The sequence below is a fragment of the Microbulbifer sp. ABF4_143 genome, from assembly GCF_056160225.1.
In genome coordinates this window covers 159,960-182,897 of the sequence record NZ_JBSWWT010000003.1, presented here as the reverse complement: position 1 = coordinate 182,897, position 22,938 = coordinate 159,960, and the positions used below count along the sequence as shown (strand labels likewise).

Genomic DNA, 22,938 nt, shown 5'->3' with positions numbered 1-22,938 from the left:
AACAAACTTATCGCCCGCCCACCGGATAGTTGGGCGCCTCCTTGGTGATCTGCACGTCGTGTACATGGGACTCGCCCATCCCCGCGGCAGTCACGCGCACAAATTCCGGACGGGTGCGCATGGTTTCTATATCCACGCTGCCGGTATAGCCCATGGCGGAGCGCAGGCCACCCATCATCTGGTGCACGATCACCGACAGCGGCCCCTTGTAGGGTACGCGGCCCTCGATGCCCTCCGGCACCAGTTTTTCCGCGCCCTTGCTGGCGTCCTGGAAGTAGCGGTCGGAGGAACCCTGGGTGCGCGCCATGGCGCCGAGGGAGCCCATGCCGCGGTAGGACTTGTAGGTGCGGCCCTGGTACAGCTCCACCTCGCCCGGCGCCTCTTCAGTACCGGCAAACATGGAGCCCATCATCACCGAGTGGGCGCCGGCGGCGATCGCCTTGGAGATATCGCCGGAGTAGCGGATACCGCCATCGGCGATCAGGGGCACACCGGTGCCCTCCAGCGCCTTGGCCACTTCCGCGATGGCGGTGATCTGCGGCACGCCGATACCGGTGACGATGCGGGTGGTGCAGATGGAACCGGGACCTATGCCCACTTTTACCGCGTCGGCGCCGGCCTCCAGCAACGCGCGCGCCGCCTCGGCGGTGGCGATATTGCCGCCGATCACATCCACCTGCGGGTGCATCTGCTTGATACGGCGCACCCGCTCGATCACATTGCGCGAGTGGCCGTGAGCGGTGTCCACCACCAACACGTCCACGCCTGCTTCCACCAGCGCCGCGACCCGGTCGTCGGTATCCGGGCTGGTGCCCACCGAGGCGCCGACGCGCAGGCGGCCATCGCTATCCTTACAGGAATTGGGGTACTGCTCCGCCTTGTTGAAGTCCTTGACGGTAATCAGGCCGCGCAGTTCGAACTGGTCGTTGACCACCAGCACCTTCTCGATGCGGTGCTTGTGCAACAGTTCCTGGACCCGCTCCGGCGCCGCGCCTTCCGGTGCCGTCACCAGGCGCTCGCGCGGGGTCATGATGCTGGCGACGCTGGCGTCCAGGTCGGTCTGGAAACGCACGTCGCGACTGGTGACTATGCCCACCAAGTTGCCCTTGTCCATCACCGGCACGCCGGAGATATTGTGGTGCGTGGTCAGCGCGATCAGCTCGCGCACCGTGGCATCGGACTCGATGGTGATCGGGTCCTTGACCACACCGGCCTCGAACTTCTTCACCGCGCGCACCGCCAGCGCCTGATCCTCGATGGACATGCTCTTGTGAATAATGCCGATACCGCCTTCCTGGGCCAGGGCGATGGCCAGGCGCGACTCGGTCACCGTGTCCATGGCGGCGGACACTATCGGGATGTTCAGGGTGATATTGCGGGACAGTTTGGTCTTCAGACTCACGTCTTTGGCGGTCACCTCGGAATAGCCGGGCACCAGTAGGACGTCGTCAAAAGTGAGAGCTTCGCGCGCGATGCGCAGACCGGAATCAGACATGGACACTCAAACCTCGAAAGAGCGGGATTGGGTATCGGCGCGATTATAGCCGCAACTTCGCCGTCCGCAAAAGGTTATTTGCCGGAAATAGCGGGATAACCGGCAAATCACTTTACGCGGGCAAGCGTTGCTGCAATATTGGCCCGCCAAATCCACTTACGCGAGACTGAAATGCTCACCAGTGCCCCCAAGCCCAACGCCAACCGCAGTGTCCTGTCGGTCAGTGATCTGAACCGGGAGGTCAAGCAGCTGCTGGAGAGCAGCGTGCCGCTGCTGTGGGTCGGCGGGGAGATCTCCAACTTCGCCGCGCCCAGTTCCGGGCACTGGTATTTCACGCTGAAGGACGCCCGCGCCCAGGTGCGCTGCGCCATGTTCCGCGGCCGCAACCGGGCCGTGGCATTCCGCCCGGGGAACGGCCGCGAGGTGCTGATCCGGGCCAGGGTCAGCCTCTACGAGGGGCGCGGCGAATTCCAGCTGATCGTCGAGCACATGGAGGAAGCCGGTTTCGGCGCCCTGATGCGCCAGCTGGAACAGCTGAAGGCCCGGCTGCAGGCCGAGGGGCTCTTCGACCCGGCGCGCAAGAAGCCGCTGCCGTACCTGCCCGCCAATATCGGCATAGTCACCTCCCCCACCGGCGCCGCGATCAGGGACATGATCCAGGTGCTGGGGCGCCGCTACCCGGCCGCCACTATCGAACTCTGGCCGGTGCAGGTGCAGGGCCAGGGCGCCGCACAGCAGATCGCCGACGCGATTGCCAGCGCCTCCCGCAGCGGTCGCCACGACCTGCTGATCGTCGGCCGCGGCGGCGGCTCACTGGAGGATCTCTGGCCCTTCAACGAGGAGGTGGTGGCGCGCGCGCTGGCCGCCTGCCCCATTCCCACCATTTCCGCCGTGGGCCACGAGACGGACACCACCATCGCCGACCTGGTCGCCGACCTGCGCGCACCGACACCATCGGCCGCGGCGGAAATCGCCAGCCGCCACGCCGCCGAACTGCTGCAGACCCTGGATACCTACCGGCGGCGGCTCGTCCGCGCCGCCCAGCTGCAGCTGCGCCACCTGCGCCAGCAGGTACAGCTCACCGGCAACCGCCTGCGCCACCCGCGAGAGCAGCTGCACAACCGCGCCCAGCGGCTCGACCACCTGGAACTGCGCCTGCGCGCCGCCGGCCGCCAGCACCTGCAGTCCCGCCGCCGCGAGCTGCGGGCGGCGCTGCGCGCCTTCGCCCACTGCCACCCGGAGCGCAGCCTGCAGGCGGGCCGCGACAGGCTGGCGCAGGCCAGGCAGCAGCTGCAGCGCAACCTGCGGCTGCTGCTACAACAACGCGGCGAACGGCTCGACCACACAGCCCAGTTGCTGCACAACGTCAGTCCGCTGGCGGTACTGCAGCGGGGCTACGCGATTGTCCGCGACCGCGACGGGCAGGTCGTCAAAAGCACGCGGGAGATTCGGGCGGGGCAGGCACTGGAGGTGCGGCTGGCGAGCGGCGAATTTACCGCGAGCGTGGAAAAAATATCCCGCTGAACACCGGTAGCGCGCAACTGCGGCGGGATAACGCCACACTATAATTCCGGGCGTAGATGGCTGACGGAGCGGTCTATGCTGAGTCGTTACACTGGTATCCGCCTCCTCAACGCGACGCTGCTCACAGCAGCCGCGCTGATTCTGGTGCTCGCCACCGCCTGCGGCAAGCCCGAGCGCAAGATCGGGGAAACAGCGCCGGCGGAGGCGCCGGAGCCCCCGCCCGCTGAAGAGCAGCGCAGGTTCACCAACTACACCGAGACCGGCGATCTGGGCGCCCTGAAAAAGCGCGGCATCATTCGCTTTGCCAGCTTTTCGTCCCCCCTCGTCGATCAACTGCCGCGCTCGGCCATCGTCACACAGCGCCATATGCAGTTGGCTACAGATTTCGCGAAAAGACTCAAGCTGGAAGCCGTTTGGATCGATGCCGAATCCCCGCTGCACGCCATCGCGCTGGTGGAGAGCGGCAAAGCGGACATCGTCGCCGACAACTTCACCGACACAGAGGAGAGGCGCGAGCGGCTGAATTTCTCCCAGCCGATATTCCATATCGAACAGAAGCTGATTACCGGCCCGCGCGGGCCGGAGATCGACGATCCGGAAAATTTGCGCGATCTGAAACTGATCGTTCTCGAGGGAACCACCCACGAGGCCACCGCCAAACGGTTGATAGCGGAGCACCCGGAATCCAATCTGACACTGCAGGTGACCCCCTACAACGACGACCTGGACCGGTTGATGGACCTGGTCAACGAGCAACCGAGGCAGGTGGCCATTTTGGACAGCAACGAGGCGGAAGGGATGCGCGAGTATCGCGACGACGTGCGCATCGGCGCCGCCGTCTCCGAAAAAGAGAGTATTGCCTGGGGCCTGCGCAAAGATTCGAAGCGCCTGCTCACAACCCTCAACAACTTTCTGACCCGACACCTGGTTACCGGGCGAGAGGACCGTGTCACTGACTGGAAACAGATCAAGAAATCCGGGCTGGTGCGGCTGCTCACCTATAACGGCCCCAGTTCCTATTTCCTCTGGAAGGGGCTGCTGATGGGCTTCGACTACGAACTCGCCAAGGCCTTTGCCGACAAGCACAAACTGCAACTGCAGGTGGTGGTGGTCCCCTACGACGAGGACCTGACCGACTGGCTGAAGGCCGGGCGCGGCGACTTCGCCGGCGCCTCCACGACCATCACCGACCGCCGTATACAGGAAGGCGTGAGGTTCACCACCCCCTATATGGAGACCCCGGAACAGGTCGTCAGTCACAAGGACAAACCCAAGATAGAGAAGGTTCAGGATCTCGCCGGGCGCACCCTGACCCTGCGCGCCTACTCTCCCTTTATCGATACCGCCAAGGCAATCCGGGACAGCGGCATCGACGTCGAGATCAAAATAGCCCCGCCCCAGATGTCGCAGTCACAGATTTTCAACATGATCTCGGACGGGCTGCTCGATGCCACCATTGCCGACAGCGACGCGGTGAAGATCGAGGCCTCGCTGCGCCCCAACCTGGTCGCCGGCACCCTGCTCGGCGACCCGCAACCCCAGGGCTGGATGGTCCTGCCGCAAAACTGGGAACTGCTGCGGAAACTGGACGACTTCCTGAAGGAATACCGCAAGACCGACAAGTACCAGCGGCAGCTGAAGGCCTATTTCCAACCCAACAAACGCTTCACGCAGCGGGTCAAGGCGCGGGTGATCCCGGGGGAGAATCTCTCTCCCTACGACAAGCTGGTCAAGGATTACTCCGTGGATTACTCGTTTGACTGGCGCATGGTCGTGGCGCAGATGTGGCAGGAGAGCAACTTTAACCCCAAGGCCGTCTCGCCGGTGGGCGCCCAGGGACTGATGCAACTGATGCCCGCCACCGCCGAAGAGATGGGCTTTCCGCCGCCGGTGTTCGAGCCGGACCGCAACATCAATGCCGGCGTCAAATATCTGAATTGGGTCAGAAACAGATTCGACCCCACGCTGCCTACGGCGGACAAACTCTGGTTCACCCTCGCCTCCTATAACGCCGGCTACGGGCACCTGCTGGACGCGCAGCGGCTGGCGAAAGAGCTGGGTCTGGATCCGAATGTCTGGTTTGGCAATGTCGAGGTGGCCATGCTGAAACTGTCGGAACCGCGCTATTTCAAGAAGGCCCGCTACGGCTATGTGCGCGGCGCTGAGCCGGTGCAGTATGTGCGCAATATCAGCAACCTCTACAAGGCCTATGCCGAAGTGGCGAGCGGAGAAATCAGCGCGCGCCCGCCGCTGCGGAAAAAAACGCCCGAGGAAGTCACCGAGCGCCGCGACGGCGGCGGCAACAGCGCGACCGGACAGGGGAACGCGCCATAATTGCAGAAATCGCGCTCTCCGCATCCACCGAGCGGAAAAGCGCCTTCGGCCGGCGCGCAAACGCGGTTACAGGGTCAGCACAATCTTGCCGATATGGGAGCTGGACTCCATCAGCCGGTGCGCGTCGGCAACCTTTTCCAGCGGAAAAGTGGCGGCAATCTGCGGGCGGATCTCGCCCGCTTCGATCAGCGGCCACACCCTGGTCTCGAGCGCGCGGGCAATCGCCGCCTTCACCTCCGGCGGCTGCGGCCTCAGCGTGGAGCCGGTGAGCGTCAGGCGCTTCAGCATCACCGGCAGCATATTGACCTGCACACTGGCCCCCTGCAGATAGGCGATATTGACGATGCGCCCGTCCCGGGCGGCCAGTTGGATATTGCGGTCGATATAGTCGCCGCCGACCATGTCCAGTATCACATCGGCGCCGCGGCCGCCGGTGGCCTCGCGCACCACCTCGACGAAATCCTCGCACCTGTAGTTGATCGCCCTTTCCGCCCCAAGTTTTTCACAGGCAGCACACTTCTCCGCGGAGCCGGCGGTGGCGAATACGCGCGCGCCGAAACTGCTCGCCAGCTGGATTGCGGTGGTGCCTATACCCGAGGAGCCGCCGTGCACCAGAAATACCTCGCCCGCCTGTAGCTGCGCGCGGTCGAACACGTTGCTCCACACGGTAAAGCAGGTCTCCGGCAGTGCCGCCGCCTCGACGTCGGACAGGCCCCGGGGAATCGGCAAACACTGATCCGCCGGCACGGCGACGTATTCCGCATAGCCGCCGCCGTTGGCGAGCGCGCAGACTTTGTCGCCCGGCCGCCAGCGCGCCGCGCCATCGCCGACGGCTGCTATCTCCCCGGCCACCTCTAGCCCCATGATCGGCGATGCGCCGGGCGGCGGCGGGTAGAAGCCCATACGCTGAACGATATCCGGCCGGTTGACACCCGCGGCGGCCACCCTGATCAACACCTCGCCCGCCGCCGGCGCAGGCTTTTCTCCCTCCGCCAACCGCATTACCTCGGGGCCGCCGTGTTCCGGCAAGTCGATAAAACGCATGAATTGCTCCGTTACAAATAAGATCGCGGCCAACGGCCGCTCCTACAAAGTCTGATCAGATATTGTAGGAGCGGCCGTTGGCCGCGATCAAAGTTTCCGCAGGGAGGCGGGACTGAATTACAACTCGTAGGTCAACTCAACCCCCAGGACCCGCCCCTTGTTCAGCGGCGTGAAACTGGCGCCGACACCGCCGAGTGTCGGCGGCAGCTGGGTGTTGTTGCCCTCGCTGACCTCGTCGAGCATGTTTTTGCCGAACAGCGCCAGGCGGTAATTGCCGGCATCCGGTGCGAAGCCGATGCTGAAGTCGAGCATATCCACTTCCGACAGCATACCGCGGTTGTTGTCCGTATAGGGGGACGCGTCGCGGTGGTTGAAGTTGATGCGCGAGGTCAGGGTGCCGGCGGAGCCCAGGGCCAGGTCGTGCACCAGACCGACGCCGTAGGTCCAGGGCGCCAGGCGCGGTATATCCAGACCCAGATCGACTTCGTTCACGAGGCCATCGCCGCTGATATCGCCGTTGATGCTGTCGTAGTCGCCGTCGACATAGCCGAGGTTGACGGAGAACAGCAGGCTGTCGCTGACCGCCGCCAGGGCCTCGAACTCGGCGCCGCGGATAGTGGCGTCGGCGGTGTTGCGGATAATCTGCGCCACACCGGTCTGGGCGTCCGGCAGATTTTCCTCGCGCTGCATATCGTCGACGGTGTTGTGGAAGACCGCCATATTGGTGCGCAGGCGGCCGTCCAGCCACTCGGCCTTGGCGCCTATCTCGAAGCTGGTCTGCTCCTCCTGGTCCGTGACCTGCGGCAGGTACGGCATGCCGGTCGCCGGATTGATACCGGCGTTGCGGAAGTTGTAGCCGCCGCTGCGGAAGCCCTTGGTCCAGAAGCTGTACAGCTGGGCCTCGTCGCTCAGGTTCCACTGCAGGCCGATCTTGGGCGTAAAGGCACTCCAGGATTCGCTGTCCTCGAAGTCGTAGGCGGCGCAGCCGTCGAGGGTGCAGAAGTTGAACGGAATCGAGGCGATCTTCGCATCCTTGTCCTCGGTGGAGTAGCGGCCGCCGAGCGTCAGCACCCAGGCCTCATTCAGGTCGATATCCGCCTGGGCGAAGACACCCAGCGCCTGGTGATCCTGTACCCCGCCGCCGGTAATGTCGATCGTTCCACCCGCCAGCAGCCGGTTCTCCAGATAATCTATCTCCTGACTGAACCAGTAGACGCCGGTGGTCAGCGCCGTGGCGCCGAAGCGGCCGGCGTAGCGCAGCTCGTTGGAGAGCTGGCTCTGTTCGATAGCGGTGTTGGCGTGGAAGCCGAAGACCGGCAGCGAATCGATATCGCCGAGACCAATGGCATCGTACTCACGCCAGGCGAGGATATTGGTGATGGTGCCGTTGCCGAAGTCGACATCCTGGTTGAACTCGGCGATCACCTGGCTCCACTCGTCTTCCTGGTAGCCCTCTTCGTCCTGGGCCACCTGGAAGGAGTCCTCGCCGTTGTCCCAGTCGCTGATACCGAAGGCGCCGGCAATCTGAGTCGCGCTCGCAGCCGGCACCGGTCCCATTGGGGTCGGGATAACAGTGGGCGCAAAGCCGCGGTTCTGCGCCACCACCCCGTCGGAGTCCATCTTGCCGTGTTCCATCCGCACCAGCAGCTCGGCGCTCTCGCTCAGCTGCACACTGAAGCTCGGGCGCACAAACCAGGTGTCCGAGGCGCCGGCGTTGTCGTTGCCGGTGGCCAGGTTCTCAAACCAGCCCCGGTCGTTGTTGTAATAGGCGGTCAGGCGCCCGTTGACGCTGTCCGAGAGGGCGCCGTTGACGGTCATCGCGGCGATACTGTCGAGGTTGTCGGTGGTGGACACCTTGAAGCGGCTGGAGAAGTCGTCGCTGGGTTTCGCGGTTCGGATCACCACCGCGCCGCCAGTCACATTGCGGCCGAACAACAGCCCCTGGGGGCCGCGCAGCACCTCGATCCCCTCGAGGTCAAACAGATCCGTCACCACGCCGGCGTTGACGCCCAGGTACATGCCGTCGACGAAAACCCCGACGGTGGGGTCGATGGACGGAATGGAGCTGTTCACTCCCAGGCCGCGCACGGTGAAGTTGGCGGTGTTCTTGACGGTGCCCACATCGTCCAGTTGAACATTGGGCATCTTGAAGGCGAGGCTCTGCAGGTCTTTGGTCTGCAGCGCGTCGAGCTGATCACCGGAATAGGCGGTGGCGGCGACCGGCACCTCCTGCAGTTTCTCCGCCTCGGCGCGCTTGCGCGCAGTGACTTCCACCTCTTCCATAATGGTGCTCACCGCACCCTCGGCGGCGTGGACCGCGCCGATACCGCTGGCCAGCCACAGGGTGGCGACCGAGCAGGCGGAAACCAGCGTCGAGTGACCTATCGAATTGAACGGACGTCCCATCTTTCTCTCTCCATTGCTTTATTTTTTTATCGTCAGCAACGGACCTACGGCGATCGGTACCGCCTCCCCCGGCTCTATATTTTTGTTTTCCGGGGAATCTAACCCTAAGACCGCGCTGATACCGCGTCACCGCCCCTTTCGCAACGGCGGTGACGTTTGAAGGTTACAGGGTCACCCCCAGCAGCGAAAGTCAATTTGTCGTGAACGGCGGTATAAATAGCCCGGTTAGTGCGGTTAGAGAGAAAAATTCCTGACACGGGATGGTTGCCGTTTGCGGTGGAAAATCGGCTGCACCTTTTGCGTGCATATCCGGGGACATTCGGCGGCGCACAGGCGCCCTCATTCGGTGCATCCGGCAATACACTTTTCGCCGGAGCAACAAATCCGGCAGCCGGGGGAATCGATCACCTATTTATCGAAACGGAAAGCCCCAGGACTACCCGGCCCTGTACCCGTACAACCAGCGCGCCGTCCCCGGGCCGATATTGCGCACCGAGTGGCGCGCGCCGGCCGGGATAAACACCTCCTCGCCGACACCCGGCCGCGAGGCACACCCGTCGATCTCCACTTCCAACCATCCCTCCACCGGCATCAACAGCTCGTCCTCGCGGTGTACGAAATCCTCCCAGCGCTGTCCGGGCGGGTCCACCCACAAGTCGCAGCTGAAGCCCCGCTCGGACCAGGCGGCGGCGACGGTCTGTGTGTCGATCATCGGACTTCTCCGCAGTCGCGCGATCAGGGGGACAGCCTCTCCACCTGCCACTGGCCCGCCTCCCCGGCGCGGTAGATAAAGCGGTCGTGCAGGCGGCTGGCGCCGCCCTGCCAGAACTCCACCGCGTCCGGTATCACGCGGTAGCCGCCCCAGTAGTCCGGCAGTGGAATTTCCCCGTCGCCGTACTGGGATCTGGCCGCATCGAACTGCTGTTGCAGCAGCTCCCGCGACGCCAGGGGTTCGCTCTGCCGCGAGGCCCAGGCCGCGAGCTGGCTGTCGCGCGGGCGGGTGCGGAAGTAGGCCTCGGCCTCCTCCCGGGGTACCTGTACGGCGCGGCCGTAAACGATGACCTGGCGCTCCAGCGACTGCCACGGGAACAGCAGCGAGACCTTCTCGTTGGCGGCGATATCCCGCGCCTTATGGCTTTGCAAGTTGGTGTAAAAGACGAAACCGCGCTCGTCGAAGCCTTTCAGCAACACGATGCGCTGTGACGGCTGGCCGCTGGCGTCAGCGGTGGCCAGGCACATGGAACTGGGGTCTGGGAGCTCCGCCTCCACCGCCTCGGCCAGCCATTGGCGGAACTGCTCCACCGGTGTCGTTTTCAGATCCGCGCGGCGCAGGCCGCCGCGCAGGTATTCCCGGCGCCATTGATCGATTTCCATCGCGATACTTCCTTGGTTGCTCGAAAGCCAAGTGTACTTAGTCTGCCCTCTTTTCCCAATGACCTCCGCTGTCGCACAAATTTCCTTTCGCGCACCGCCGCCATTTTCAAAATTTTCTGCGATTTCGCCGCCCTGAATGCAGACTCTGCGGGCGCTTGCAGCCCTTCCCACGGCCCGCTAGGCTCGTTGCATTTTCGAGCGAACAAGGAATCAGCGGATATGTCCTCTGCCCCCACTTGCGCCCAGGTATTGATGCGGCTGCTGCGCGAATACCAGGTGGAAAAAGTCTTTGGAATTCCCGGTGTACACACCATCGAGCTCTACCGCGGCCTGCCCGGTAGCGGGCTGCAACACATCACCCCGCGCCACGAACAGGGCGCCGCCTTTATGGCGGACGGCTACGCCCGCGCCAGCGGCAAGCCCGGTGTCTGTTTCCTGATCACAGGCCCGGGGCTGACCAACGCCGCCACCGCCATGGCCCAGGCCTACTCCGACTCGGTGCCGATGCTGGTGATCACCGCGGTCAACCGTCGCGAGGATCTGGGGCTCGGCCGCGGACGCCTGCACGAGCTGCCACGCCAGAGCGACATCAGCCGCGGCTTCTGTATCTGGCAGCACTCGCTCACCGGAGCGGAGCAGCTGCCGGAAGTGATGGCGCGCGCCTTCCAGCTGCTGACCTCCAGCCGCCCGGGCCCGGTGCATATCGAGATCCCGATCGACCTGTTCCCGGCGCCCATGCCGGGGCGACTGGACGACTACCGCGCCTGCCCGCCGGCGCAGCCGCCCGCCGCCGCACCGGCGGCGGTAGAGACAGCCGCAGACTGGCTGCAGAAAGCCGAACGCCCGGTCATCCTGCTCGGCGGCGGCGCCCAGGCGTGCGGCGCGGAGGCCACCCTGATCGCGGAAAAACTGGCCGCGCCGGTGTTCCTGTCCCTGGCCGCCAAGGGCATCGTCGACGAGCGCCACCCGCTGTGTGGCGGCGCCAACCTGAGTTTCGACTGCGCCCGCAAACGGGTGGAGAACGCCGATGTGGTGCTTGCCGTGGGCACCGAACTGGCGGAGACGGACCGCAACCTGGTGCGCGACAACTACCACTTCAAGGGCAAGCTGATCCGCGTCGACATAGACCCGGCGCAACTGGTCTGCAACGCCAACCCGGACCTGGCCATCTGTGCCGACGGGGCGCAGACGCTGGCGCAGCTGAACGCCGCACTGACACCCCGGAGCGAATCCGCGCGCGCCGCGGCGGAGCGGGAAGTCGCGCAGATAGTGCAGAGATGCCGCAGCGAATGGTGGCCCGGCTCCGAGGAGCGCTTCCCCTGGGTCGAGGCGCTGCGCGCCGCGCTGCCGGAAGACGGCATACTGGTGACCGACTCCACCCAACTGGCCTATAACACCAACCACGCGCTGCCGCTGTACAGCGCGCGCAGCCATATCACCTGCACCACCGGCTACGGCACCCTGGGCTTCGCCCTGCCGGCGGCCATAGGCGCAAAACTCGCCGGAGGGCGCGACGTACTGGCGCTGATCGGCGACGGCGGCCTGATGTTCACCCTGGGCGAGCTGGCGGTGGCGGTGGAGCAGCAGCTGCCGCTGCCGCTTCTGGTGTGGAACAATGCCGGCTACGGCGAGATCCGCGACTTTATGGACGAGGCCGAGGTGCCCCAGGAGGGCGTGAACCTGCGCACACCGGACTTCGTCGCCCTGGCCAAGTCCTTCGGCGCCGAGGGCTGCCGCATCGACCGGCCGGAACAGCTGGCGGGCGCGGTGGCCGAAGCCCTAAAGCGGAAGACGCCGACCCTGATCGAAATCACCGCGCCGTAAAAACGCCCCTGGGCAGGAGCGGCCGCTGGCCGCTCCTATAAAAACCCGATTTGAGCCCTGAACAGAGAGCAACCATGACAGATTTCAGCAAACTGCACACCGACAAACTGTATATCAACGGCGAGTGGCGCGACTCGCTCGGCGGCGACAGCCACCCGGTGATCAACCCGGCCACCGAGGAGGTCATCTGCGATGTGGTGCAGGGCTCCGCCGCGGATGTGGACGAGGCGGTGAAGGCGGCCCGCGCGGCCTTCAAGAGCTGGCGCAACACCAGCGCCGCCGAGCGCGCCGCTTTCCTCAACGCCATTGCCGACGGTATGGAAAAGCGCAAGGAGGACCTGATCCAGGCGGTGTCCCAGGCGCTGGGCTGCCCGGCCCATATCACCAAGTGGCTGCACGTGGACGGCCCCATCTACGCGGTGCGCTACTATGCCGAGCGCACCGGCATCATGGAGCAGACCGAGAAGGTCGGCCACTCCCTGCTGATCCGCGAGCCCATCGGCGTGTGCGGCTTTATCACCCCCTGGAACTACCCGCTGCACCAGTTCGTCGGCAAGGTGGCGCCGGCGCTGGCGGCCGGCTGCACCATGATCGCCAAGCCGTCCGAGATCACCCCGCTGCAGGACTATGTGATGGCGGAAATCATCGACTCCGCCGGCCTGCCCCCGGGCGTGTTCAACCTGGTGCCCGGCGCCGGCCCCATCGTCGGCGCGGCCCTGTCGGCGCACCCGGATATCGACATGGTGTCCTTCACCGGCTCCACCCGCGCCGGCGTGGAGGTGGCCAAGGCCGCCGCGCCCACAGTCAAGCGCGTGACCCAGGAGCTGGGCGGCAAGTCGCCGCTGATCATCACTCCGGACGCGGATCTGGAAGCCGCGGTGCGCTGGGGCTGCGAGGATGTATTTATCAACAGCGGCCAGACCTGCACCGCCCTGACCCGTATGCTGGTACCGGCGGAGCGCTACGAGGAGGCGGTGCAGATCGCGAAAAAGGTCGCCGAGGAAGTGGCACTCGGCACAGGCCCCGACGCCTTTATGGGGCCGCTGTCGTCGGCACGCCAGCGCGACATAGTGCGCGGCTATATCGAGAGGGGTGTGGCCGAGGGCGCGCGCCTGGTAACCGGCGGCGCCGAGGCGCCGGAGGGCTTCGAGAGGGGTTTCTATGTCAAGCCGACGGTGTTTGCAGACGTCAGCAACGATATGGCCATCGCGCGCGAGGAGATCTTCGGGCCGGTCACCTGCCTGATTCCGTACCGGGACATGGACGAGGCCATCGCCATCGCCAACGACACCGAGTACGGTCTCTCCAGCGGCGTCTGGGCCAAGGACGCCGAGAGTGCACTGCCGATCGTGCGCCGCATCGAGGCGGGCCTGTGCTTCGTCAACGGCGGCGAGTTCAATTACGATGCGCCGTTCGGCGGCTACAAGCGTTCCGGCAACGGGCGCGAATTCGGCGAAGCGGGCCTGGAAGAGTTTATCGAACTGAAATCCGTGCAGCTTCCCGCATAAAATCCCACGCCACCCGCCCGCAGGGTGGCGCGGTTGACGGCCCATCCCCGCCCCGCTATCTTTGCCCCCACATCCAGAGAGTGGCTGACGCCAACGCCAACCTGCCGACCGGGGCAAGGTGGTTTCCCTTTCGCAGTATGCAGAGGGGATGGGACTCGACAGTGCCAATTGAAGGCACCGGGTAATCCAACCGGATAAGCGAACCGCAATTCGCCGCTTCCACGTCAGCCCTCCAAGCGTTTTACTCAAAATATGAGTATTGGAGGGAGCATGTCCGAATCACAAATTTCCGGCAACGCCAGTCACAGAGACGTTATCGAAATCCAGATCGCCACCCAGCGCGAACGCACCGCCGTGCGCGCCGTGCGACGGGCCGACCGGCAGCTGCTGTGGCAACTACTGTTCGACACCGCGGAAGAGGCCTTAAAATTCGCCACCAACTGCCGCGCCAGCGAGCAGCCGGTAACGGCCCAAAAGGCCTGCGAACTGGCGGGATGAACTAGAATCGATGGGCACGCTTCGCTTTGCCCATCCTGCGCCCCGTCCCTCTTGTAGGACGGGCAAAGGAGCGAAGCGACCTGCCCATCAAGTGCCACAAGCACGCCCAGCTAAGAAAGCGCTAAATCGAGGAGCCGATAACAACACCATGTCCAAGCCAGAACAATTCTTCCAGCACCTGCGCGACGAACTGAAGCAGATAGAGGCGGACGGCCTCTACAAGCGCGAGCGCATCATCACCTCCCAGCAGGCCGCGCAGATCCAGGTCAACAACGACACCGAAGTGCTGAACTTCTGCGCCAACAACTACCTGGGCCTGGCCAACCACCCGGACCTGATCCAGGCGGCCAAAGACGGCCTCGACCAGTACGGCTTCGGCATGGCGTCGGTGCGCTTTATCTGCGGCACCCAGGACATCCACAAGGCGCTGGAATCGCGCCTGTCGGAATTCCTGCGCACCGAGGACACCATCCTCTACACCTCCTGTTTCGACGCCAACGGCGGCCTCTTCGAGACGCTGCTGGGCCCGGAGGACGCGATTATCTCCGACGCCCTGAACCACGCCTCTATCATCGACGGCGTGCGCCTGTGCAAGGCCAAGCGCTACCGCTACGCCAACAACGATATGGCGGACCTGGAAAAGCAGCTGCAGGCGGCGGACGCCGAGGGTGCCAAGACCAAGCTGATCGCCACCGACGGCGTCTTCTCCATGGACGGTGTTATCGCGGACCTGAAGCGCATCTGCGACCTGGCGGACAAGTACGGCGCCCTGGTGATGGTGGACGACTCCCACGCGGTGGGCTTTCTCGGCGAGCACGGCCGCGGCACCCACGAGTACTGCGATGTGATAGACCGCGTCGATATCATCACCGGCACCCTGGGCAAGGCCCTCGGCGGCGCCTCCGGCGGCTTTACCTCCGGGCGCAAGGAAATCGTCGACATGCTGCGCCAGCGCTCGCGCCCCTACCTCTTCTCCAACTCGGTGGCGCCGGCGATCGTCACCGCGTCGCTGAAGGTGCTGGATATGCTGATGGAGGGCGGCGAGCTGCGCGAGAAGCTGCGCGAAAACTCCACCTATTTCCGCAAGCGCATGAGTGAGGCCGGCTTCACCCTGGCCGGCGCCGACCACCCGATTATCCCGGTCATGATCGGCGACGCGGCCCTGGCCCAGCAGATGGCCGACAAGATGCTCGAGCGCGGCATCTATGTGATCGGCTTCTTCTACCCGGTGGTACCCAAGGGCCAGGCCCGCATCCGTACCCAGATGTCCGCCGCGCACACGAGAGAACAGCTCGATCAGTGTATCGACGCCTTCGCGGAAGTGGGCAAAGAGCTGAACATCATCTAATTCCGATCGCGGCCATGGGCCTCTTCTTGTAGGAGCGGCCCATGGCCGCGATCAACTTATTCGCACGGCACCGAACAAATGAAAGCACTCTCAAAATTAAAATCCGAGCCGGGCATCTGGCTCACCGAGGTCGAGCCCCCGGTCCCCGGCCACAACGACCTGCTGATCAAGATCCGCAAGACCGCCATCTGCGGCACCGATATGCATATCTACCACTGGGACGAGTGGTCGCAGAAAACCATTCCGGTGCCGATGGTGGTCGGCCACGAGTATGTGGGCGAAGTGGTGGGCATGGGCCAGGAGGTGGCCGGCTTCGAGATCGGCGACCGCGTCTCCGGCGAGGGCCATATCACCTGCGGCCACTGCCGCAACTGCCGCGCCGGCCGCCGCCACCTGTGCCGCAATACCTACGGCGTGGGCGTCGACCGCCAGGGCGCCTTCGCCGAATATCTGGTAATCCCGGCCCTGAACGCCTTCAAGATCCCGGACAATATCTCCGACGACCTGGCGGCCATCTTCGATCCCTTCGGCAATGCGGTGCACACGGCCCTGTCCTTCGACCTGGTGGGCGAGGATGTACTGATCACCGGCGCCGGCCCCATCGGTATTATGGCCGCGGCGGTGGCCCGCCACGTGGGCGCGCGCCATGTGGTGATCACCGATATCAACGACTACCGCCTCGAGCTGGCGAAGAAAATGGGCGCGACCCGCACCGTCAATGTCAGCAAGGAGAAGCTGCCGGAAGTGATGAAGGAAATCGGCATGACCGAGGGCTTCGACGTGGGCCTGGAGATGTCCGGCGTGCCGGCCGCCTTCCGCGATATGCTCGCCGCGATGAATCACGGCGGCAAGATCGCGATGCTCGGCATTCCCGCCGGCGAGATGGGTATCGACTGGAGCCAGGTGATCTTCAAGGGTCTGATCATCAAGGGCATCTACGGCCGCGAGATGTTCGAGACCTGGTACAAGATGGCCAGCCTGATCCAGTCCGGTCTCGACCTGACCCCGATCATCACCCACCAGTTCGATATCGACGACTTCCAGAAGGGCTTCGACACCATGGGCTCCGGCGAGTCCGGCAAGGTGATCCTGAACTGGCGGTAACCCTACCCCGATCGCGGCCCATGGCCGCGATCCAACTGCCCGCATCCGCGCCCACCTTTACCCCCTTTGCATTTCCCGCTGCGGATCGCCCCAAATGAACCTCCGATGCGGGAGCACAAATCCCGGCGATGCAACAGGAGTTTTCAAAAAGCTGCTGCCGGACAATCCCCTGCTATCGGATCAGTGACACCTGTCGCTCGTAGGTGTAGGTCTGCAGACCGAAATGCCCGTAAGTATAGGTATAGGTGGCGTCCTCCCCGGCAATTCGGCTGGCGTGCACCCCGCCCACGGTGCAGTAGCCGGTCGCGCAGACTATCTGGTCCGACCAGCTCTTGATGGAATAGACCCTGCCGGCGATAGGCTTGCCGTAGAGCCAGTCGAGAAAGGGACTGGATACCGACAGACCGTCACGGCCGCAGGTGCTGGTGTAAACGTTGAACGGATAGGTGCCACAGCTCCACAGGCCTCGGTAGGCGCCGGCGACGCCGACAAACGCATCCACCTGATCCTGTGCGCCCAGCTTGATGATCTGTTGCGCCGCCAGGGTCACGCCCATGGAATGCCCGATCACATCGATCTTCCCGGTGCAGGATGTGGCTATGGCGCTGCTGATCGCATCGCGCACCGGGGTTTCCTCCGAACCGCTGTGATCGTTGCAGGCCGCGCAGCTCTTGGATCCCCAGCTCGGGCGGTGGATCTGGCTGTCGTTGTAGCCCCAATCCGTCAATTCCCGATAGGTATTGTCCCAGTCCGATGGCGAACCGGTATTGCCGTGCACCAGCACCACACTGTCGACACAGGCGGCCTGCACCGCGCTGGCGTACAAAATTGACAGGAGCGAAATCAGGTATCCGGCGCGGACACCCACGAGGGACAGGAGTTTCATTATTTTTCTCTCTTTTGTTGTCGCCCTGTCACCGCATTTATCCCGGGCGACGTCGATGGATGGAGATCGACAACACAGCCCCACACCCGCGGGGCGCAACTACACTCTGGGCAATGGAGCGCGCCCGGGCTATACGACCAAGGTTGTAGGGGCGTACTGGTGCAAGCGGGGAATCAAATAATGGCAAGAGTAATCGGGGTAATCGCCTTCGCGATACTGCTGCTCAGCGCGGCCGGCTACCTGTACTTTTCCGGCAGGGACTACCAGATCAGTATTCCGGAGTCGCAGATACAGGCGAGGCTCAGTGACAAGCTGCCGCTGACCCGTACCTATCTGCGCGTCTTTGCCCTCACACTGGACAGGCCGCGGGTCGAGCTGCTCGAGGACAGCGGCCGTATCCGGGCGGGGCTGGACCTGACGCTGAATATCAAAGTCGGCAGCCAGGACAGGCCACTGAACGGCTCGGTGGACGCATCGGGACGCCTGAAATATATGCCCTCAGAGGGCCGTTTCTATCTGGCCGACCCAGTCATAGAGCAGCTGTCGATACAGGGGCTGCCGGAAAAATACGCCGACAGGGCCGGCAGGGTCGTGGAAATGGCCCTGGCCGAATACTACGCGACGCGCCCGGTCTACACCCTGAAGCCCGGGGATGCGAAACAGCGTGCGGCCAGACTGGTGTTGAAGGATGTGACAGTCAGCGGCGACAAGCTGGTGGTCACCCTGGGTATATGACAGCGCCGGCAAAAGCCAGGCGCAGCCGCGCCCCCATGCCCTCTGACCGATATCCACCTGAAACCGCCAGCGGACCCTCTATTCAAATTTAATCCACTATTCGGCCTGTTTTTTTCAATCGTGGATAAATTTCTTTTTCTTTGTCACATTCCATCCTTCCCATCCGTCATCCCAATGACGAGACGACAAGCGACCGCAACGGATTAGACGAGCAGTAGATGAACGACACAGATTGGCTGGCCAAGCGCTTTGAGGAATCCCGCAACCACCTGACAGCGGTGGCCTATCGCATGCTCGGCTCAGCCGGCGAGGCCGAGGATGCGGTTCAGGAGACCTGGATCAGGCTCAGCCGATCCAAAGCGGAAAGCATTGACAACCTCAGCGGCTGGCTCACCACGGTTGTGGCGAGAGTGTGTCTGGATATGCTGCGCTCCAGGAAATTGCGGCGCGAGGAGCCGCTCAGCGGAGAGGCCCGCGAAGAAGCCCCGGCAGAGACGGCGAAAAAACCCGAGGCAGACTTCGCGATGGCGGACTCGGTCGGGCAGGCACTGATCCTCGTTCTCGACCTGCTCACTCCCTCCGAACGGATCGCCTTTGTCCTTCACGACCTTTTCGACCTGTCCTTCAAGGAAATCGCCCCGATCATCGACCGCAGCGAAGCGGCCACACGCCAGCTGGCGAGCCGGGCGCGCAGGCGCGTCAGGGGCAACAGCGCGCCGCAAGAAGATAGCGGGCACCGGCGGGCACTGGTCAGCGCATTCCTGTCCGCGTCGAGGAACGGCGACTTTGAAGCGCTGATCAGGCTGTTGCACCCCGACGTCACCCTCAGGGCCGATGAAACCGCGATCAAGATCTCGGCGGCCAACAAATCCAGGGGTGCCCCGCAATTCAAGCGCGAAATCAGGGGGGCGGATGGCGTGGCCGACACCTTCAACGGCAAGGCGAAAGCCGCTCAGCTCGCCCTCGTCAACGGATCAGCCGGCGCGACCTGGGCACCGGGAGGAAAACCCCTTGTCGCTTTCTGCTTTTCCATCGAAGGCGGAAAAATATCGGCGATCGAAATTGTTATGGATCGCGACAGGCTGGCCGATTTTGACATTGAAATTGTCGATATGGAGGTGCCGGCACATTCATAGCAGCTACCCAACAGAAAACCAAAGTCACCTTTTCAATTCCGCAACAGAGGCAAACCGTGAATATTCTCCTGTGGACTCTTCAAGCCATTCTCGCGCTGCATACCGCCACGGGTGCACTGTGGAAGCTTTCCAATCCGGCGCAGACAGTGCCCTCCCTCCAGGCGATTCCCCATGGGGCCTGGCTGTCGATGAGCGCCCTCGAACTGCTTTTCAGCCTGTGTCTGATCGCGCCGCTATTTCTCAGACCCCTTAGCATCCTGGCCCCGATCGCTGCCCTGTGCATAGCCGCTGAAATGCTGGTTTTTTCCGCGCTGCATGTCTATTCCGGTGATCCGAACTACGGTCCCATGGTCTACTGGCTTGTCACAGCTGCACTGTGCGCCTTTATTGCCTACGGCAGGCTTGTACTAAAGCCTCTACATATTTGAGAGAGGGAAAAAAATGCGCACACAGAAAAGCTCCGCACAGGAAGGCGAGTCACCCTCGCGGAGGATCGATGCGAGAATCGCAGAGCTGGATGACTGGCGGGGCTCACTACTCAGCCGGCTGCGGACTTTAATCCAGGAAGCCGTTCCCGAAGTCATCGAGGAGTGGAAGTGGAGAGGGGTTCCGGTGTGGTCGCACAACGGAATTCTCTGTACCGGCGAAACTTACAAGGACAAGGTGAAGATGACCTTCGTCAAGGGAGCGGCCCTCGAGGATCCATCGGGCCTCTTCAACGCCAGCCTCGAGGGGAACACCCGGCGCGCCATCGACTTCCAGCGGGGAGCGCCGCTGGACGAGAAGGCCCTGAAGGCGCTGGTTTGCGCCGCCGCGGCCCTGAACGCGTCCAAAAGCAAAAAGCACTGAGCTGCCCACCTGGCCGGGGAGGGCAATCCCGGCTCAACGACTGCTGCTTTTCTGCAACTTGCCGATCAGCCAGCCGCTGCTGGTACCCTGTACCAGCAGCGAAAACAGCACTACACCAAACACCATCGACTGCACCGTCCACCAGTAGGGCAATTCCGTCGGCAGCGACAGCACCAGCGCCACCGCGATCACGCCGCGCAAGCCGCCCCACCCCATGATCACACGCCAGGCCTTGGGGATCGGCGGCCCGACAAAATGCGCCATCGGCGCCATCAAAAATATCGCCAGCGCGCGCGCGCCCACGGCCGCGGCGATCGCAATCAGCATCGCCAGCCACTGGTGCGTAAACATCTCGAAGGTGATCGTCAGCCCCATGATCACGAATATCAACGCGCCGAACAGCAGGCCCAGCCACTCCCAGGTGGGCTCGGCGTGCACCAGGTAGGTCTCTAGCTGCTCGCGCAGGCAGGCGCGGGCGACGATGGCGCAGACCATCACCGACATGATGCCGGACACATGCACCAGATGCTCCGCCAGATAGAAGCTGCCGAAGGCGGCCAGTACCAGGGTCATCAGCCCGGCGCCGGCGGAGCGCAGGAAAAGCACGACGATCGCCGTCACCAGCCCGCACAGCAGCCCCACCGCCAGGCCGCCGAAGAAAGTCACGGCAAAATACAGGGCCACATTGCCGGCGCCGTACAGCGGCTCGCCGGTCTCTGCGCCGCCCTCGATCACACTGTGGCTGGCCACGCCCAACATCAGGGAAAAGAGCACCACCGCCGCCGCGTCGTTGAACAGGCTCTCCCCCTCCACCAGCGTCAGCAGATCCTCTTCGGCGCCGCTCTGGCGCAACTTGGCCACCACAGACACCGGGTCCGTGGCCGCCAGTATCGCGCCGGTCAACAGCGCCGCTATCCAGGGGAAGCCGGTCGGGTGATTGATACCGAAATAGGTCAACAGTGCGATCAGCAGCGCGCAGACAACGACGCCCAAGGTCGCGAACAGCAGTATCGGCCCCAGCCAGCGCTTTAATACCCGCGGCTCTATCTGCCACGCGGACTCGAAGATCAGTACCGGCAGTATCACGAAGAACACCAGTTGGTGCAGGTTTTCCGCACGCAGACCGGTATCGAAATCGATCAGCGGCAGTAGCATACCGGCGAGCACACCGGCGATCAGGCAGCCGAGGGTGCTGTCGCTGCGCAGCAGGCGCGCCATGCCCAGGCCGACAACCGCGGCCGAGGCCATATAGAGCCCCTGCCCCACCAGTGTGGTAACCCCTTCCATCACTCCGCTCCACTGTCGGTCGCTATCACCGATTTGGGTTTCACCTCCTCAACCAGCGCGGCGAGGGGCACCGCCATGCCGCGCTCGTCGATCACCTCCACGTGGTGGCGGCGCAGCCCGCGCGGCTCGGCCACGCCGCAGGAATGGGCAATGGTGCCCACCTCGTAGACCAGGTTGCGTGCGTAATTGTAGACGCGCTCCGCCTTGTCCATCGGGTCCAGGCCCTGCTGCAGGTCCGGGTTGTGGGTGGTCACGCCGGTGGGACAGGTATTCCTGTTGCACTGCATCGCCTGGATGCAGCCCAGCGCGAACATAAAACCGCGCCCGCAGTTGACGAAGTCGGCCCCCATCGCCAGCGCCCAGGCCACCATCGACGGCGTCAGCAGCTTGCCGGCGCAGATCACCTTGACCCGCTCGCGCAGGCCGCAGTCCGTCAACATATCCACCACCAGCGGCAGGCTGCGGTTGAGCGGCAGGCCCATATAGTCCATCAGGCTCTGCGGCGCCGCCCCGCTGCCGCCGTCGGCGCTGTCGATGGTGATAAAGTCCGGCGCGTATTCCAGGCCGCGCCGCTGTATCGATTCACACATCTCGCGCAGCCAGTCGCTTGTGCCGATCACACACTTGAAGCCGGTGGGCTTGCCGGTAACGGCGCGGATGTGATGCAACATGTCCAGCAGGCCGTCCACGGTATTGAACTCCGGGTGGCCGTTGGGACTGATGGAGTCCACGCCCACGGGAATACCGCGCACCCGGGCGATTTCCTCGGTGACCTTGATACCGGGCAGTATGCCGCCCTTGCCCGGCTTGGCCCCCTGGGAGAGTTTCAGCTCGAACATCTTCACCTGCGGGCGCGCCGCCAGTTCGCGCAGCTTCTCGTCCGACAGCCGGCCCTCGGCGTCGCGCACGCCGTATTTGGCGGTACCTATCTGGAAGACGATATCGCAGCCTCCCACAAGGTGGTGGTTCGACAGGCCTCCCTCTCCGGTGTTGAGCCAGATACCCGCCCTGGCCGCGCCCATGGACAGCGCAGTCACCGCCGGCACCGACAGGGCGCCGAAACTCATACCGGAGATATTGAAGATAGAAGCGGTCGTGTAGGGCTCCCGCGCAAAACCCTCGCCGACGGTGACCTCCCGCGGCGGCACGGCGTCTTTCTCCAGGGTCGGAAAGGGGTGATTCAGGAATATCACATCGCCGGGCTGGTTCAGCGGCCGGGTGGACCCCAGGGCCAGAGTCGAATCCACATTCTTAGCCGCGCGATACACCCACCTGCGCTGGGCGCGGTTGAACGGCATCTCCTCGCGGTCGAGGGCGAAGAAATACTGGCGGAAGAATTCCCCCAGGTGCTCGAACTTGTAGCGGAAACGCCCCAATACCGGGAAGTTGCGCCGGATGGCCTGCTTGGTCTGGCTGATATCCGACAGGTACATGTAGAGCACATAGAGCGCCAACAGGACCAGCGCGAACGCAAACAGCAGCGCAAACACCTGCAGCACATGAACCGCAAAGTTGCGGATAGCGACCACCGCCTCAAGATCCATCTCACCAATTCCCCTGCCGTAGTGGGTCCCATTGTATGCCTT

Annotated in this window: 19 protein-coding genes; 11 read left to right on the top strand and 8 right to left on the bottom strand. The window is 63.8% G+C overall.

The features are described 5' to 3' along the window. Positions 1-7: 7 nt before the first annotated feature. Positions 8-1,495, bottom strand: a complete 1,488-nt coding sequence (guaB, locus tag ACXAF3_RS03815) for an IMP dehydrogenase (RefSeq protein ID WP_475110958.1) — start codon at positions 1,493-1,495, stop codon at positions 8-10. A 171-nt stretch (positions 1,496-1,666) separates the two neighbouring features. Between guaB and xseA the strand changes: the two genes are divergently transcribed. Next, positions 1,667-3,019, top strand: coding sequence for an exodeoxyribonuclease VII large subunit (xseA, locus tag ACXAF3_RS03810; RefSeq protein WP_475110957.1), 1,353 nt, complete (start codon positions 1,667-1,669; stop codon positions 3,017-3,019). A gap of 75 nt (positions 3,020-3,094) precedes the next feature. Next, positions 3,095-5,353: a transporter substrate-binding domain-containing protein gene (locus ACXAF3_RS03805; protein WP_475110956.1), complete on the top strand. Its 2,259-nt coding sequence runs from the start codon at positions 3,095-3,097 to the stop codon at positions 5,351-5,353. 66 nt (positions 5,354-5,419) lie between these two features. On the opposite strand, the gene ACXAF3_RS03800 is transcribed toward ACXAF3_RS03805, so the two are convergent. The 4 genes from ACXAF3_RS03800 to pdxH all read right to left on the bottom strand — a co-directional run bounded on the left by ACXAF3_RS03800 (position 5,420) and on the right by pdxH (position 10,177). Then, positions 5,420-6,397: an NAD(P)H-quinone oxidoreductase gene (locus ACXAF3_RS03800; RefSeq protein WP_475110955.1), complete on the bottom strand. Its 978-nt coding sequence runs from the start codon at positions 6,395-6,397 to the stop codon at positions 5,420-5,422. A 117-nt stretch (positions 6,398-6,514) separates the two neighbouring features. Further along, positions 6,515-8,803, bottom strand: a complete 2,289-nt coding sequence (locus ACXAF3_RS03795; RefSeq protein ID WP_475110954.1) for a TonB-dependent receptor — start codon at positions 8,801-8,803, stop codon at positions 6,515-6,517. 436 nt (positions 8,804-9,239) lie between these two features. After that, a complete protein-coding gene (locus tag ACXAF3_RS03790) occupies positions 9,240-9,515 on the bottom strand; it encodes a cupin domain-containing protein (RefSeq protein WP_475110953.1) in 276 nt (91 codons plus the stop codon). 23 nt (positions 9,516-9,538) lie between these two features. After that, the gene (pdxH, locus tag ACXAF3_RS03785) at positions 9,539-10,177 is read right to left on the bottom strand and encodes a pyridoxamine 5'-phosphate oxidase (RefSeq protein ID WP_475110952.1); all 639 of its coding nucleotides are present in this window, start codon (positions 10,175-10,177) and stop codon (positions 9,539-9,541) included. 219 nt (positions 10,178-10,396) lie between these two features. Between pdxH and ACXAF3_RS03780 the strand changes: the two genes are divergently transcribed. From ACXAF3_RS03780 to tdh, 5 genes are all read left to right on the top strand, one after another. Beyond that, positions 10,397-12,001: a 5-guanidino-2-oxopentanoate decarboxylase gene (locus ACXAF3_RS03780; RefSeq protein ID WP_475110951.1), complete on the top strand. Its 1,605-nt coding sequence runs from the start codon at positions 10,397-10,399 to the stop codon at positions 11,999-12,001. A gap of 74 nt (positions 12,002-12,075) precedes the next feature. Beyond that, entirely contained in the window at positions 12,076-13,509 is a 1,434-nt protein-coding gene (locus tag ACXAF3_RS03775) for an aldehyde dehydrogenase family protein (protein WP_475110950.1), read from the top strand. A gap of 270 nt (positions 13,510-13,779) precedes the next feature. Further along, positions 13,780-14,007 (top strand): hypothetical protein, encoded by a 228-nt coding sequence (locus ACXAF3_RS03770; protein ID WP_475110949.1) that lies wholly within the window; start codon positions 13,780-13,782, stop codon positions 14,005-14,007. A gap of 148 nt (positions 14,008-14,155) precedes the next feature. Continuing rightward, positions 14,156-15,355, top strand: a complete 1,200-nt coding sequence (locus tag ACXAF3_RS03765) for a glycine C-acetyltransferase (RefSeq protein WP_475110948.1) — start codon at positions 14,156-14,158, stop codon at positions 15,353-15,355. A gap of 78 nt (positions 15,356-15,433) precedes the next feature. After that, positions 15,434-16,459 (top strand): L-threonine 3-dehydrogenase, encoded by a 1,026-nt coding sequence (gene tdh, locus ACXAF3_RS03760; RefSeq protein ID WP_475110947.1) that lies wholly within the window; start codon positions 15,434-15,436, stop codon positions 16,457-16,459. 172 nt (positions 16,460-16,631) lie between these two features. Here tdh and ACXAF3_RS03755 read toward each other — a convergent pair whose 3' ends face one another. Next, positions 16,632-17,345: an alpha/beta fold hydrolase gene (locus ACXAF3_RS03755; RefSeq protein WP_475110946.1), complete on the bottom strand. Its 714-nt coding sequence runs from the start codon at positions 17,343-17,345 to the stop codon at positions 16,632-16,634. A 180-nt stretch (positions 17,346-17,525) separates the two neighbouring features. Between ACXAF3_RS03755 and ACXAF3_RS03750 the strand changes: the two genes are divergently transcribed. From ACXAF3_RS03750 to ACXAF3_RS03735, 4 genes are all read left to right on the top strand, one after another. Further along, the gene (locus ACXAF3_RS03750) at positions 17,526-18,080 is read left to right on the top strand and encodes a DUF1439 domain-containing protein (protein ID WP_475110945.1); all 555 of its coding nucleotides are present in this window, start codon (positions 17,526-17,528) and stop codon (positions 18,078-18,080) included. A gap of 218 nt (positions 18,081-18,298) precedes the next feature. Then, positions 18,299-19,216 carry a sigma-70 family RNA polymerase sigma factor gene (locus ACXAF3_RS03745; RefSeq protein ID WP_475110944.1) on the top strand — a complete coding sequence of 306 codons (918 nt, stop codon included), beginning with the start codon at positions 18,299-18,301 and terminating at the stop codon, positions 19,214-19,216. A 56-nt stretch (positions 19,217-19,272) separates the two neighbouring features. Beyond that, positions 19,273-19,644, top strand: coding sequence for a hypothetical protein (locus tag ACXAF3_RS03740; protein ID WP_475110943.1), 372 nt, complete (start codon positions 19,273-19,275; stop codon positions 19,642-19,644). Positions 19,645-19,657: 13 nt separating this feature from the next. Next, positions 19,658-20,065 carry a DUF1801 domain-containing protein gene (locus ACXAF3_RS03735; RefSeq protein WP_475110942.1) on the top strand — a complete coding sequence of 136 codons (408 nt, stop codon included), beginning with the start codon at positions 19,658-19,660 and terminating at the stop codon, positions 20,063-20,065. A 33-nt stretch (positions 20,066-20,098) separates the two neighbouring features. On the opposite strand, the gene ACXAF3_RS03730 is transcribed toward ACXAF3_RS03735, so the two are convergent. Both ACXAF3_RS03730 and ACXAF3_RS03725 read right to left on the bottom strand, forming a co-directional pair. Further along, positions 20,099-21,352 carry a cation:proton antiporter gene (locus ACXAF3_RS03730; protein WP_475110941.1) on the bottom strand — a complete coding sequence of 418 codons (1,254 nt, stop codon included), beginning with the start codon at positions 21,350-21,352 and terminating at the stop codon, positions 20,099-20,101. Then, positions 21,352-22,896, bottom strand: a complete 1,545-nt coding sequence (locus ACXAF3_RS03725; RefSeq protein WP_475110940.1) for an FMN-binding glutamate synthase family protein — start codon at positions 22,894-22,896, stop codon at positions 21,352-21,354. The genes ACXAF3_RS03730 and ACXAF3_RS03725 overlap by 1 nt, the downstream gene beginning before the upstream one ends. Positions 22,897-22,938: the final 42 nt, after the last annotated feature.

Bases quoted from the DNA above. Each gene is read 5' to 3' on its own strand.
- guaB (WP_475110958.1), bottom strand. From the start codon at position 1,495: ATGTCTGATTCCGGTCTGCGCATCGCGCGCGAAGCTCTCACTTTTGAC.
- xseA (WP_475110957.1), top strand. From the start codon at position 1,667: ATGCTCACCAGTGCCCCCAAGCCCAACGCCAACCGCAGTGTCCTGTCG.
- ACXAF3_RS03805 (WP_475110956.1), top strand. From the start codon at position 3,095: ATGCTGAGTCGTTACACTGGTATCCGCCTCCTCAACGCGACGCTGCTC.
- ACXAF3_RS03800 (WP_475110955.1), bottom strand. From the start codon at position 6,397: ATGCGTTTTATCGACTTGCCGGAACACGGCGGCCCCGAGGTAATGCGG.
- ACXAF3_RS03795 (WP_475110954.1), bottom strand. From the start codon at position 8,803: ATGGGACGTCCGTTCAATTCGATAGGTCACTCGACGCTGGTTTCCGCC.
- ACXAF3_RS03790 (WP_475110953.1), bottom strand. From the start codon at position 9,515: ATGATCGACACACAGACCGTCGCCGCCGCCTGGTCCGAGCGGGGCTTC.
- pdxH (WP_475110952.1), bottom strand. From the start codon at position 10,177: ATGGAAATCGATCAATGGCGCCGGGAATACCTGCGCGGCGGCCTGCGC.
- ACXAF3_RS03780 (WP_475110951.1), top strand. From the start codon at position 10,397: ATGTCCTCTGCCCCCACTTGCGCCCAGGTATTGATGCGGCTGCTGCGC.
- ACXAF3_RS03775 (WP_475110950.1), top strand. From the start codon at position 12,076: ATGACAGATTTCAGCAAACTGCACACCGACAAACTGTATATCAACGGC.
- ACXAF3_RS03770 (WP_475110949.1), top strand. From the start codon at position 13,780: ATGTCCGAATCACAAATTTCCGGCAACGCCAGTCACAGAGACGTTATC.
- ACXAF3_RS03765 (WP_475110948.1), top strand. From the start codon at position 14,156: ATGTCCAAGCCAGAACAATTCTTCCAGCACCTGCGCGACGAACTGAAG.
- tdh (WP_475110947.1), top strand. From the start codon at position 15,434: ATGAAAGCACTCTCAAAATTAAAATCCGAGCCGGGCATCTGGCTCACC.
- ACXAF3_RS03755 (WP_475110946.1), bottom strand. From the start codon at position 17,345: ATGAAACTCCTGTCCCTCGTGGGTGTCCGCGCCGGATACCTGATTTCG.
- ACXAF3_RS03750 (WP_475110945.1), top strand. From the start codon at position 17,526: ATGGCAAGAGTAATCGGGGTAATCGCCTTCGCGATACTGCTGCTCAGC.
- ACXAF3_RS03745 (WP_475110944.1), top strand. From the start codon at position 18,299: ATGAACGACACAGATTGGCTGGCCAAGCGCTTTGAGGAATCCCGCAAC.
- ACXAF3_RS03735 (WP_475110942.1), top strand. From the start codon at position 19,658: ATGCGCACACAGAAAAGCTCCGCACAGGAAGGCGAGTCACCCTCGCGG.
- ACXAF3_RS03730 (WP_475110941.1), bottom strand. From the start codon at position 21,352: ATGGAAGGGGTTACCACACTGGTGGGGCAGGGGCTCTATATGGCCTCG.
- ACXAF3_RS03725 (WP_475110940.1), bottom strand. From the start codon at position 22,896: ATGGATCTTGAGGCGGTGGTCGCTATCCGCAACTTTGCGGTTCATGTG.